Annotated in this window: 10 protein-coding genes; 6 read left to right on the top strand and 4 right to left on the bottom strand. The window is 67.4% G+C overall.

What is annotated here, in order from left to right:
* Positions 1–53: 53 nt before the first annotated feature.
* The 3 genes from ACXJKM_RS05555 (at position 54) to ACXJKM_RS05545 (ending at position 3184) form a co-directional block, all read left to right on the top strand.
* Positions 54–1529 carry a M20 family metallopeptidase gene (locus ACXJKM_RS05555; RefSeq protein WP_457350834.1) on the top strand — a complete coding sequence of 492 codons (1476 nt, stop codon included), beginning with the start codon at positions 54–56 and terminating at the stop codon, positions 1527–1529.
* The gene (locus tag ACXJKM_RS05550; protein WP_056200116.1) at positions 1530–2477 is read left to right on the top strand and encodes a LysR family transcriptional regulator; all 948 of its coding nucleotides are present in this window, start codon (positions 1530–1532) and stop codon (positions 2475–2477) included. It abuts the gene before it with no gap.
* Positions 2478–2629: 152 nt separating this feature from the next.
* Positions 2630–3184, top strand: a complete 555-nt coding sequence (locus ACXJKM_RS05545; RefSeq protein WP_457350832.1) for a PEP-CTERM sorting domain-containing protein — start codon at positions 2630–2632, stop codon at positions 3182–3184.
* A gap of 59 nt (positions 3185–3243) precedes the next feature.
* Here the strand turns inward: ACXJKM_RS05545 and ACXJKM_RS05540 are convergent, their stop codons facing one another.
* Positions 3244–3807, bottom strand: coding sequence for a hypothetical protein (locus ACXJKM_RS05540; protein ID WP_457350830.1), 564 nt, complete (start codon positions 3805–3807; stop codon positions 3244–3246).
* Positions 3808–3986: 179 nt separating this feature from the next.
* On the opposite strand from ACXJKM_RS05540, the gene ACXJKM_RS05535 reads away from it, so the two are divergent.
* Genes ACXJKM_RS05535 through rsmA form a run of 3 tightly spaced genes read left to right on the top strand, consistent with a single transcriptional unit; the run spans position 3987 to position 8502 of the window.
* Positions 3987–6428, top strand: a complete 2442-nt coding sequence (locus ACXJKM_RS05535; protein ID WP_457350828.1) for an LPS-assembly protein LptD — start codon at positions 3987–3989, stop codon at positions 6426–6428.
* Positions 6425–7735 carry a peptidylprolyl isomerase gene (locus ACXJKM_RS05530; RefSeq protein ID WP_457350826.1) on the top strand — a complete coding sequence of 437 codons (1311 nt, stop codon included), beginning with the start codon at positions 6425–6427 and terminating at the stop codon, positions 7733–7735. Before ACXJKM_RS05535 ends, ACXJKM_RS05530 begins: the two co-directional genes overlap by 4 nt.
* Positions 7732–8502: a 16S rRNA (adenine(1518)-N(6)/adenine(1519)-N(6))-dimethyltransferase RsmA gene (rsmA, locus tag ACXJKM_RS05525; RefSeq protein WP_457350824.1), complete on the top strand. Its 771-nt coding sequence runs from the start codon at positions 7732–7734 to the stop codon at positions 8500–8502. Before ACXJKM_RS05530 ends, rsmA begins: the two co-directional genes overlap by 4 nt.
* Positions 8503–8717: 215 nt before the next feature.
* Here the strand turns inward: rsmA and ACXJKM_RS05520 are convergent, their stop codons facing one another.
* The 3 genes from ACXJKM_RS05520 to ACXJKM_RS05510 form a co-directional block, all read right to left on the bottom strand.
* A complete protein-coding gene (locus tag ACXJKM_RS05520; RefSeq protein ID WP_056200105.1) occupies positions 8718–9113 on the bottom strand; it encodes a barstar family protein in 396 nt (131 codons plus the stop codon).
* Positions 9114–9159: 46 nt separating this feature from the next.
* Positions 9160–9594 carry a ribonuclease domain-containing protein gene (locus ACXJKM_RS05515; RefSeq protein ID WP_457350822.1) on the bottom strand — a complete coding sequence of 145 codons (435 nt, stop codon included), beginning with the start codon at positions 9592–9594 and terminating at the stop codon, positions 9160–9162.
* A gap of 237 nt (positions 9595–9831) precedes the next feature.
* On the bottom strand, positions 9832–12129 hold the full coding sequence (locus ACXJKM_RS05510) for an NADP-dependent malic enzyme (RefSeq protein WP_056200098.1): 2298 nt from the start codon (positions 12127–12129) through the stop codon (positions 9832–9834).
* Positions 12130–12217 lie beyond the last annotated feature (88 nt).

Raw genomic sequence — 12217 nt, 5'->3', positions numbered from 1 at the left:
GTCGCGGCCAAGCCTAAACTGGTAAGTCGCGCCACAAGCGCCAGGAGTACGCCATGAACGCACGTGATCCCCACCTGCCCCTGCAAGCCGATGAGACGAGCGCGCTGGGCGAATTTGCCGCCCGCGTCTGGGACGAGGAAATCGTCCCCGCGCTGACCGATTACATCGCCATTCCGGCCAAGAGCCCGATGTTCGACGCCGACTGGGCGAAGAACGGCCATATCGAGAAGGTGCTGACCCAGGCCGCCGCCTGGGTCGAGAGCAAGAAGGTTGCCGGCCTGAAGCTCGAAGTGGTGCGCCTCCCCGGCCGCACGCCGGTCATCTTCTTCGAGGTGCCGGCCACCAAGGCAGGCTCCGAGGACACCGTCGTCGTCTACGGCCACCTGGACAAGCAGCCTGAGTTCAGCGGCTGGCGCAACGACCTCGGCCCCTGGACGCCCAAGTATGAGAACGGCCTGCTCTATGGCCGCGGCGGCGCCGACGATGGTTATGCCGTCTACGCGTCGTTGACGGCCATCATGGCGCTGGACAAGCAGGGCATCCCGCGCCCGCGCTGCGTCGGCCTGATCGAGACCTGCGAGGAAAGCGGCAGCTTCGACCTGCCGGCCTACCTGGACCTGCTCGGTCCCCGGCTGGGCAACGTGTCCCTGGTGGTCTGCCTGGACTCCGGCGCGGGCAACTACGACCAGCTCTGGCTGACCACCTCGCTGCGCGGCATGGTGTCGGGTGTGCTGAAGGTCGAGGTGCTGGCCGAAGGCATCCACAGCGGCGACGCTTCGGGCGTCGTGCCCTCGTCCTTCCGCATCCTGCGCCAGGTGTTGGACCGGCTGGAGGACAGCAAGACGGGCCGTCTGCTGCCCGAGAGCTTCCACTGCGACATCCCCGGCGCCCGCCTGGACCAGGTCAAGGCCACGGCGGCCATCCTGAAGGAAGAGGTCTACAAGCGCATGCCCTGGGCCTGCGGTGCGGACGGCGGCCCGGTGCTGCCGGTCACGACCGACCCGGTCGAGGTGCTGCTGAACCGCACCTGGCGGCCGACGCTGTCGGTGGTCGGCGCCGACGGTTTCCCCGAGCTGAAGAACGCCGGCAACGTGCTGCGGCCCTACACCGCCTTCAAGCTTTCGCTGCGCCTGCCGCCGCTCATTGACGGCAACGAAGCTGCCCTCAAGCTGAAGGCCCTGCTGGAGGACAACGCGCCCTACAACGCCAAGGTGACCTTCACGCCCGACGGTCGTGCCGGCGCTTATGGCGCCACCGGCTGGAACACGCCGGAGCTGTCGCCCTGGCTCAGCCAGGCGCTCAACGACGCCAGCCAGGCCCATTTCGGCGCGCCGGTCGGCTATATCGGCCAGGGCGGCACCATCCCGCTGATGAGCATGCTGCAAAAGGGCTTCCCCAAGGCGCAGATGATGGTCTGCGGCGTGCTCGGACCGAAGAGCAATGCCCACGGGCCCAACGAGTTCCTGCACGTGCCCTATGGCAAGCGCTTGACCGCAGCCGTGGCCCAGGTCATGGCTGCGCATCCCTGAATGGATCAGCTACGCGCCATCAAGGTTTTCGTCCGCGTCATCGACGAGGGCAGTTTTGCCGCCGCGGCACGCGGGCTGGACTTGGCGCCCGCCGTCGTCACACGGCTGGTGGCCGAGCTGGAGGAGCATCTCGGCACGCGGCTCTTGAACCGCACGACGCGGCGGCTGTCGCTGACCGAGATCGGCGAGGCCTATCTGGAGCGGGCGCGGCGCATCCTGGCCGATGTCGACGAGGCGGCAGCCCTGGCCGCCTCGGCCACGCAGGAGGTGCGCGGCTTGCTGCGCATCCTGTGCCCGCCGGCCATCGCCGTGCATCAGCTCGCCAAGCACCTGCCCAAGTTCCATCGCGAGTACCCGCTGGTGACGCTGGAGATCACGTCGCCGGGCCCGGTCGACACGGTGGACGACGCCTACGACCTGACCATCTTCCTGTCCCGCGAGACGCTGGACGGCGATTTCATCGCCCGCCGCCTGGCACGCAGTGAATTCATCATGTGCGCCTCGCCCGACTATCTGGACCAGCGCGGCCGCCCCCAGCACCCGCACGACCTCAAGCAGCACGACGCGCTGCTGCCGCCCACGCCTTCGCTGATGCGCGGCCTGACGCTGCAGCGCGGCGACGGCACCGAGGAGATCACCCTGCCCATCGTGCCCTCGCGCGCCGCGCTGTCGACGACGCACATGGACACCAATTACGCCGCCGCCCTGCACGGCCTGGGCGTGGCCGGGCTGCCCAGCTTCATGGTCGAGGACGCGCTGCTGGAGCAGGCGCTGGAGCGCGTCATGCCGCAGTGGCGGCTGTTTGGCACGACGCTGTGGGCCGGCATGCCGACCCGCAAATACGTGCCGGCACGCACGCGCGCCTTCCTCGACTTCCTGCTGCAGATCTTCGGCGGCGAGGACAAGGACCCCTGGCTGGTCGCGGCGGGCTGCGCGACCTGCCCCTGAGGCGCTGCCCCCGTGATCACGGGGGAAGACGCGGCCGGGCGGCTGCGAACTTGTTCACAAGGCATGGCCTGACCCCCTGGAGGCGAGGGGGCGGAGCTTGGAGGTGACCCGGGCAATATGCGTCCGTCGTCAACCCCTAGTTCATAAATCAAATGACCTTCTCGACCAAGCTGTTGGCCGTCGCCCTCACTACCGTCATCGGCCTGGGCGCCGGTGCCGCTCACGCCGGCCTCGTGGCGCACGCCGATGTGAACGGCTATGCCACCTTCCAGGACACGACCACCGGCCGTGTCTGGCTCCAGCTGCCCGACCTGTTCAACATGAACTACACGGCTCAGGTCAACACGGCCACCGCTGCCGGCTTCTCGGTCGCTTCGCTGAGCGACGTGGATGCGCTGTGGACCAGCACGCCCGGCAGCGACTGGAACGCGCTGAGCTCGGTCATCGGTGGTTCGTCCTCGCGCGGCCTGATGTGGGGCAACTACGCCGACGTCGGTGCCAGCAACCCGAATGCCTATGCCTACGCCTACGCCGGCACCAATGGCAGCTGGGACCACTACAACCCCAATAACACTTCGGCCTACAGCGACCTGGGCCTGTGGGCCTACCAGACCGGTGCCGCTGCGCTGCCTGAACCGGCCAGCTATGCGCTGGTGGGCATTGCCCTGGCCGGTGTCGGCCTGGCCAAGCGCCGCCGCAAGGCCTGATTCATCCGCACCCCACGGCGACCCCGCGGCCTCGGCCCCGGGGTCGTTTTGCTTTCGGCTCAGCGCAGGCTGAAACCGAGCACGAAGAATTCTGGATGGCGCGCCTCCATCGCCCGCTTGAGCGGCCCGAAGGCGACATAGCGGCTCGAGGTCTTGGCGACATGGGCCAGCAGCCGGCGCTCCTCGGCATGGCCTTCGCCCAGGTTCGCCAGCAGCACAAGGTGCTGGCGCAGCGCGCTCCATTCCAGGCGCCGCCAGTACTCGCCGAAGTCGGCCGCCAGTTCCTCGTCGAGCTGACCCTCGGCGCGGCATTCCTGCCAATGGCGTGCGGCCCAGTCGATCTCCTGGGCTTCGTCCCAGGCCAGTTCGGGCGGGCGCAGCAGTGCAGCGAGGCTCTCCGTCACGCAGCCGTGTGGCACATCGGCGACGAGGCGATGCAGCACGCCGTCCAGCCCCGCCTCGGCAACGCGGCCCAGGCCGGTGCGCAGGGCGTTGGCATCGGGCGGGGCTGGCGGCAGGGGATGGGCGCGCAACTCGGCGCAGGCGGCGCGCATCAGGCGGTCGGCGTCGGCGGGGCGGGCAAGCAGTTCGGCAATCAAGGCCGAGGTCGGGGCATAGGTCATAGGGAAGGGCCCTCGTGGATAATGAAATTCTAGGGAAGCGCTGAATGAGTTCCCGCGATGCGGCGCGCCGTGATTTGGGATGGGCTGCAAGGCGCAAAGCACAGCCATGGCTGGGGCCATGGCGAGCATTTGCAACGCCGCAGACCGCCCAAAACACGGATGCGCCGCGCGCGAGGAACTTGTTCAGCGCTTCCTTACCTGCCGGCCCCGGCATCCTCACCGACTCCGAGCCTTTGCCGTCCGTGCCGCGCTTCTCCCGATTTCCCACCGCAGCCCTGCTACCCGCCCTCGTTGCCCTGGCCCTGTGCGCCTGGGGGCAGGCGTCGGCCCAGCAGCAGGCTGGCCCCGCAGAGGCCCTGCCACTGCGCGGCAGCCGCGTGCTCGGGCCGGCGTCCAAGACCGGTGCCAAGCCGGCCCTGGTCATCAGCGCCAACAAGGTCTCGGCCCAGCTGGATCAGAAGGCTGAGGGCCTGGGCGACGTCGAGCTGCGCTACGGCGAGCTGGTGCTGAACGCCGACAAGCTGGACTACAGCGTCGTGGACGACCTTGCCCGGGCTGAAGGCCAGGTGCACATCAACCACAACGGCAATGTCTTCTCCGGCCCGCTGCTGCAGCTCTATGTGAGCCGCTTCGAGGGCGAGTTCCTGACCCCCCGCTTCTTCCTCGCGGCCACGGGCGGCGCCGGCAAGGCCAAGGTGCTGAAATTTCAGGACAGCGAGCACATGAGCGCCACCGAGGGCAGCTACACCAGCTGCCCCGCCGTGGAGAACCAGGAGCCGGCCTGGCAGATCACGGCCAAGCAGCTGCGCATGGACCTGGCCGCCAACGAAGGCCAGGCCGACGGCGCAGTGCTGCGCTTCCTGGGCATGCCGCTGCTCGCCGCACCGTCATTGAGCTTCCCGCTCAGCTCGGCGCGCAAGTCGGGCTGGCTGCCGCCGAATCTGTTCCTGGACAACCGCAGCGGCCTTGAATTCGGCGTGCCCTATTACTGGAACATCGCGCCGCAGCGCGATGCGACCTTCACGCCTTTCATCATGAGCAAGCGCGGCGTGGGTCTGGACAGCGAGTTCCGCTACCTCGAGCCTGACCATGCCGGCCGCATCAACGTCGACCTGCTGCCCGGCGACCGCGTCTTCGGCCGTTCGCGCTGGAGCCTCAAGCTCAACAACGACGGCCATGTGTTTGGCGACTGGCGTTACCGGCTCAAGAGCGAGCGCGTGTCCGATGACGATTACTGGAAGGACATGTCGCGCCGCGTCGAGAGCCAGACGCCGCGCCTGCTGGCCAATGACTTCACGCTGAACCGCCAACGCGAGCTGTCCTGGGGTGTCATCGACACCTATGCTCGCGTGCAGCGCTGGCAGGCGCTGCAGGGCACCGACGTTCCCTCGCAGTTCGATTCGCCGTTCCAGCGCAGCCCGCAGGTCGGTGTTCGCGTGACGACGGCGGCCGATGAGGCGGTGCTGGACAGCTTCCGCCCCTGGGGCCGCAAGGCGAGGCTGGAAGGCGGGCTGGAGCTGGAGTACAACCGTTTCGACCTGCCGGGCTCGGCGCTGGCCGGCCAGCCGCGTGGCGGTCAGCGCGTGCATGCGCTGGGCCACATCAGCGCACCGCTGGGTGGCGAGGCCTGGTGGTTCATCCCGCGAGCCTCGTTCAATGCGGCTGCCTACGACCTCGACCGGCCCCAGCCCGACGGCCGTCGGCGCATGGGCCGGGTCATTCCGACGCTGAGCATCGACCACGGCTGGGTCTTCGAGCGCGACACGACGCTGTTCGGCCGCGACTACCGGCAAAGCCTCGAGCCGCGGCTGCTCTACGTCAACACGCCCTTCCGCGACCAGGCCAACCTGCCCAACTTCGACGCTGCGGCCAAGGACTTCAACTTCGACTCCATCTACACCGACAACCCCTTCTCGGGCGTGGACCGGGTGTCGGACCTTCATGCATTGAGCGCGGGCGTGACCAGCCGCTGGATCGGCACCAACACGGGCGAGGAGATCCTGCGCCTGGGCGCCGTGCAGCGCTTCCTGTTCCGCGATCAGAAGATCACACCCGACGGCCAGCCCGTCACGCAGCGCTTCTCCGATCTGCTGCTGGCTGCCGCCGCCCACCTGGACGAGAAGTGGTGGGCCGACGGCACGCTGGAGTTCAACCCCGAGACCAACCGTTCGGTTCGATCGGTGCTGCGCGGGCGCTATTCGCCCGGGCCTTACAAGACCGTCAGCGTCGCCTACCGGCTGGCGCGGGGGCAGAGCGAGCAGGTCGAACTGGCCTGGCAATGGCCGATCTACGGTACCCCTGTCACCTCACGCGGTGCCGACAGCAAGGCCTGCGGCGGCGCCTGGTACAGCGCCGGCCGCGTGCAGTACTCGCTGCGCGACCGGCGCCTGACCGATTCGGTCATGGGCTTCGAGTACGACGCCGGTTGCTGGGTGCTGCGCTGGGGCGTCGAGCGGCTGTCCACCGGCCGCGCCGAAACGAACACGCGGCTGATGCTCCAGCTGGAGCTCGTCGGCCTGTCACAGCTCGGTTCGAACGCCCTCAAAGTCTTGAAGGACAATGTGCCCGGTTACCGAAGGCTGAGCTCCGACCGCTCACCGAGTTCAGATTTCCAACCATGATCTATCGCCTAGCTCCCCTCTTTCTTGCCGTGACGCTGGCCTTGGCCGCTTTCCAGGCCCAGGCCCAGACGCCCACGCTGCAGCCGGGGGACTACATCGCCGCCGTCGTCAACCAGGACGTCGTGGCCGCCAGTGAGGTCATCCAGCGCACCGAACGCCTGCGCCAGGAGGCCCGCCAGAAGGGCGAGGTCATGCCCGAGACGGCCGGCCTGCGCAAGCAGGCGCTGGAGGCCCTCATCGAGGATCGCGTCCTCGTCACCTACGCCCGCGAGACCGGCCAGAAGATCGACGAGGCCGAGCTGGATCGCGTGGTGGCCAACGTCGCCGCGCAGAACAAGCTGACGATGGCGCAGCTGCGCGATCGCCTGAAGGCCGACGGCACCGACTACAAGAGCTTTCGCGAGAACCTGCGCGACCAGATGATGACGGAGCGCGTGCGCGAGCGCGAAGTGCAGGGCCGCATCAAGGTGACGGACGCCGAGATCGACGCCTATCTCGACAAGAAGCGCAATGAACTCGCCAGCGGCGGCATGGTCAACCTCGCCCAGGTGCTCGTGCCGGTGCCCGATGGCGCGCCGGAAAGCGTCGTCGCCGAACGCCGCGCCCGTGCTGAAGGTGCCCTGGCGCGCATCAAGGGCGGTGAGGACTTCGCCCGCGTCGCCCGCGAGGTGTCCGAAGACAGCAACAAGGCGCGCGGCGGCGAGATCGGCCTGCGCCCGGCCGATCGGCTGCCCGACGTGTTCGTCAATGCCGTCAAGGGGCTGAAGAGCGGCGAGGTCGCGCCTCAGCTGCTGCGCACCGGCGCGGGCTTTCACGTCCTCAAGGTCATCGAGCGCCAAGGTGGCGCATCCCTGACGCAGGCCGTGCAGACCCATGCCCGGCACATCCTGCTGCGCCCCTCGGCACAGCTGACGGCCGAAGTCGCGGCCCGCCGCCTGGCCGAATTCAAGCGCCAGATCGAGACCGGTTCGGCCAAGTTCGAGCAACTCGCCCGCGCCAATTCCGAGGACGGCAGCGCCCCCGAAGGCGGTGACCTGGGCTGGATGGCTGCCGGCGGTTTTGTGCCGGAATTCGAGGAAGCGATGAACGTGCTGCCGCTGAACGGCATCTCGGGACCGGTCGTGTCGCGCTTCGGCGTGCACCTGATCCAGGTGCTGGAGCGCCGCACGGTCGATGTCGAGATGAAGCAGCTGCGCGACCAGGCCCGCGGCGCACTGCGCGAGCAGAAATACGACGAGGCCTATCAGGAGTGGGTCAAGGATCTGCGGGCGAAGGCGTTTGTTGAAGTGCGCGAGTGGCTCGATTGAGTTCCCACATCCCCCGCAAGCGCTTCGGGCAGCATTTCCTGACCGACAAGGCGCTGATCGAGGCCATCGTCGACCTGATCGATCCGCAGCCGGGCGAGACCCTGGTCGAGATCGGCCCTGGCCTGGGCGCGATGACGCTGCCGCTGCTGGCGCGACACAAGCCGCTGACCGTCATCGAACTGGACCGCGACCTGGCTGCGCGCCTGCGCAAGCGCGACGACGTCGAGGTCATCGAGTCGGACGTGCTCAAGGTCGACTTCAAGGCGCTGGCTGCCACCAAGGGCGCCAAGCTCCGCGTGGTCGGCAACCTGCCCTACAACATCTCCACGCCCATCCTCTTTCACCTGTTGAACGCGGTGGACGACGTCGTCGACCAGCACTTCATGCTGCAGAAGGAAGTGGTGGACCGCATGGCCGCCGCGCCGGGCCGCAAGGACTATGGGCGCCTCAGCGTGATGCTGCAGTGGCGCTACGACATCGAATCGGTGCTGGACGTGCCGCCCGAGGCCTTCGACCCGCCGCCGCGCGTGGACTCGGCCATCGTGCGCATGCAGCCGTTGGCCAGGCCGCCAGCGGTAGACCCGGCCCTGCTGGGGGCGCTGGTCACCAGCGCCTTCTCGCAGCGCCGCAAGCTGCTGCGCCACAGCCTGGGCCATTGGCTGGCCGAGCGCGGCTTTTCAGGCCACTTCGACCTGCAGCGCCGCGCCGAGGAGGTGCCGGTCGACGAATTCGTCGCGCTGGCGCTTGAAGTGCCGCAGCAGAAATGAAAACGGGACCCGAGGGTCCCGTTCTGCTTTCGATAGTTCAGCGCTTCAAGCTGCGCTGAGCCACATCGAGGTGTCGAAGGCACTGCACATCATCGGCATGTTCATGCCGAAGTTGGGGTTGCCAACCGTCGCCTTGGCGCTTTTCGGCGCAGGCTTTTCAATAACCGGGGCCACTTCAGTAGCCCGCTCCCATGACCCGTTATCTTGGGAGCGGGCTACTGAAAAGAATAGAAGCACCTGAACGCTATCTTCCTGTCGGCCCAGTAGTCGGCCGTGTCTCGGAAGACATCGAGCAATTGCTCTCTCGCCTCGCGGTCGAATCGCACGTTGTCGGGCAACTGCTCCAGCACCACGACAAAGCCTGGCTGAGAGCCAGACTTGTGCACGAGGTCGGTCATGCAGTCATGCAGGGCGTCCAGGTTCTTGCCGAAATGCGCTGGAAACAGGAAGGCCTGCGCGATGCCATCGAGCACGTCCTGCTTGGACTGCGCCTCCGACAGGTTGGCGTACAGGAAATGCTGGCCCGCTTCTTGGGCGGCCTGCATCAAGTCCTCGACCCTGTAGGCCCGTATGGCCTGCACGATATTGGGACGGACGGTCTGCAAAAGCATGGTCGCGTTCCTCCTTTCAAGTCACAAAACTGCTGAACCCTCGACTTCACCGGGCCGCTTGGGCGCGAACGCGCTTGAAGCTGGCATAGTGATCGCCGGTGTAATAACAAATCTCGGGCGCCGTCGGCGGCGTGCCACCGCAGATAAGGCGGCGGGCACCGCGGTTGCGGGCGCCAGGGGTCTTGACCGTGTATTCGCGATAGAAGCCGCGAGCCTTGCGGGGCAGCAGACGCTCGCGATTGCCGAACACCACGCCGTCCTTGGCATAAGGAAACGGGCCACCGGCGAGAACGAGCCGGTGCGTTTCCTGGGCCTGGGCGGGCAGCTCGCTCAGCGAAATTTCAGCCAGAGCGGGCGTTGCGGTGGGGGGCTTATCGCCGACGGCTTCCTTGGCTTGCGCGCCTCCGGCCAAGCCGGAAAGCAGCAGGGCGGTGGTGACCGCCGAGGCGCCGGAGCGCGCCAGCCACGAGAGCAAAAACACGGGTTAACCCTGAACGAGAAACCGTAATGGTACCGAAGCGACCCCAAAAGCTCAAGCTCGGTGCGGGCGCCGGAGTCTGGAATAGGGTCATGTGAGCCAGCACTCACGCGCGTCTAAGTGATTGATTTCAATTGCGGCATGACAGCTGCATGACGCAGTTTTGGGTCGTGAAAACTTCTGTCAATTGGGGGAGTCCGGGCGCTTTTGCCCTGTTCCCCCTTGGAGCCGGTGCCAGGTTCAGGCGCGTGCCGCGTTCGCGTCGGCGACGGTCAGGGCCGTCATGTTGACGATACGGCGCACGGTCGCCGAAGGCGTCAGGATGTGCACCGGCTTGGCCGCGCCGAGCAGCACCGGCCCGATGGCGATGCCGCCGCCGGCGGCCGTCTTCAGCAGGTTGTAGGAGATGTTGGCGGCGTCGATATTGGGCAGCACCAGCAGGTTGGCCTCGCCCGTCAGCGGGCTGGTGGGCATGATCTGCTTGCGGTAGGGGGCGTCTAGCGCGGTGTCGCCGTGCATCTCGCCGTCGACCTCCAGCCAGGGCGCGAGCTGCCGCAGCAGCGCCAGCGTGTCGCGCATCTTTACGGCCGACGGCTTGTCGCTGGTGCCGAAGTTGCTGTGCGACAGCAGGGCGGCCTTCGGCGTCAGGCCGAAGCGGCACATCTCCTGGGCGGCCATGACGGTGATCTCGGCAAGCTGCTCGGCGGTCGGGTCGTAGTTGACGTGGGTGTCCACCAGCATGACCTGGCGGCCCGGCAGGATCAGCCCGTTCATGCAGGCATAGGTCTTCACGCCGGCGCGCTTGCCGATGACCTGGTCGATGTACTGCAGGTGCGTGGCGGTCGTGCCCCAGGTGCCGCAGAGCAGACCATCGACCTCGCCCTTGTGCAGCAGCATGGAGCTGATCAGCGTCAGCCGGCGGCGCATCTCGATCTTGGCAAGCTGCTGGGTGACGCCCTTGCGCTCGGTCATCTGCAGATAGGTCTGCCAGTAGTCGCGGTAGCGGTCGTCGTGCTCGACGTTGACGACGTCATAGTCGCGGCCCTGCTGCAGGCGCAGGCCGAAGCGCTCGCAGCGCTCGGCGATGACCTGCGGGCGGCCCACCAGCGTCGGGCGCGCCAGGCCTTCGTCGACGACGACCTGTGCGGCGCGCAACACGCGCTCCTCCTCACCCTCGGCGTAGGCAACGCGCTTGTTGGGCGCCCGCTTGGCCGCGGTGAAGATGGGCTTCATCGTGTTGCCCGAGGCGTAGACGAAGCTCTGCAGCTTCTCGCGGTAGGCGTCCCAGTCCTGGATGGGCCGCGCCGCGACGCCGGAGTCGGCAGCCGCCTTGGCGACGGCCGGCGCGATGCGCATCATCAGCCGTGGATCGAAGGGCTTGGGAATCAGGTACTCCGCGCCAAAGCTCAGCGTCGCGCCCACATAGGCTGCGGCCACCACCTCGCTCTGCTCGGCCTGGGCAAGATCAGCAATGGCGTGCACCGCGGCGATCTCCATCTCGACGTTGATCGTCGTCGCGCCCGAGTCCAGTGCGCCGCGGAAGATGTAGGGGAAGCACAGGACGTTGTTGACCTGGTTGGGGTAGTCCGTGCGGCCCGTGGCCATGATGGCGTCGCCGCGCACGGCCTGGACTTCTTCCGGCAGGATTTCCGGCGTCGGATTGGCCAGCGCGAAGATCAGCGGTTGCGCGGCCATGGTCGCGACCATGTCGGCCTTCAGCACGCCGCCGGCCGACAGGCCCAGGAAGACGTCGGCGCCGGCAATCGCCTCGCGCAGGCTGCGCTGCGAGGTCGGCTGCGCGAAGACGGCCTTGTCCGGGTCCATCAGCTCGGTGCGCCCCTCGTAGACGACGCCGGCCAGGTCGGTCACCCAGATGTTCTCGCGCGGCAGCCCGAGCTTGACGAGCAGGCCCAGGCAGGCAAGCGCCGCCGCGCCTGCGCCCGACGTGACGAGCTTGACCTGCTTGATGTCCTTGCCGACGACCTTGAGGCCGTTCAGGAAGGCCGCGCCGACGACGATGGCGGTGCCATGCTGGTCGTCGTGGAAGACGGGGATCTTCATGCGCTCGCGCAGCTTGCGCTCGACATAGAAGCAGTCCGGCGCCTTGATGTCTTCGAGGTTGATGCCGCCGAAGGTGGGCTCCAGCGCGGCGATGCAGTCGACCAGCTTGTCGAGGTCGTTTTCGGCCACCTCGAGGTCAAACACGTCGATGCCGGCGAACTTCTTGAACAGGACGCCCTTGCCCTCCATGACGGGCTTGGACGCCAGCGGCCCGATATTGCCCAGGCCCAGCACGGCCGTGCCGTTGGAGACGACGGCGACCAGGTTGCCGCGCGAGGTGTAGCGGAAGGCATTGGCCGGGTCCGCGACGATCTCTTCGCAGGCCGCAGCCACGCCCGGCGAGTAGGCCAGAGCCAGGTCGTGCTGATTGACGAGCTGCTTGGTCGCCGCGATGGCGATCTTGCCCGGCGTCGGGAACTCGTGGTACTCGAGAGCGGCCTGGCGGAGTTGGGCGCGTTTTTCTTCGGAGCTGGACATGGCGGGATCACAAGGTGCCGACGGGGCTGGAATCATGCCACCCAAGGGCGCGCCGGGCGCTGTGGATGTCCACAAGGTCTAATCGTGG

This window comes from Roseateles sp. P5_D6 (assembly GCF_054049415.1).
Note: the sequence above shows the minus strand (reverse complement) of the source record. Positions and strands in the feature narration are given on the sequence as shown.

Excerpts from the sequence above, each read along its gene's own strand:
- ACXJKM_RS05540 (WP_457350830.1), bottom strand. The coding sequence starts at position 3,807 with ATGACCTATGCCCCGACCTCGGCCTTGATTGCCGAACTGCTTGCCCGC.
- ACXJKM_RS05550 (WP_056200116.1), top strand. The coding sequence starts at position 1,530 with ATGGATCAGCTACGCGCCATCAAGGTTTTCGTCCGCGTCATCGACGAG.
- ACXJKM_RS05545 (WP_457350832.1), top strand. The coding sequence starts at position 2,630 with ATGACCTTCTCGACCAAGCTGTTGGCCGTCGCCCTCACTACCGTCATC.
- ACXJKM_RS05555 (WP_457350834.1), top strand. The coding sequence starts at position 54 with ATGAACGCACGTGATCCCCACCTGCCCCTGCAAGCCGATGAGACGAGC.
- ACXJKM_RS05520 (WP_056200105.1), bottom strand. The coding sequence starts at position 9,113 with ATGCTTTTGCAGACCGTCCGTCCCAATATCGTGCAGGCCATACGGGCC.
- ACXJKM_RS05510 (WP_056200098.1), bottom strand. The coding sequence starts at position 12,129 with ATGTCCAGCTCCGAAGAAAAACGCGCCCAACTCCGCCAGGCCGCTCTC.
- ACXJKM_RS05530 (WP_457350826.1), top strand. The coding sequence starts at position 6,425 with ATGATCTATCGCCTAGCTCCCCTCTTTCTTGCCGTGACGCTGGCCTTG.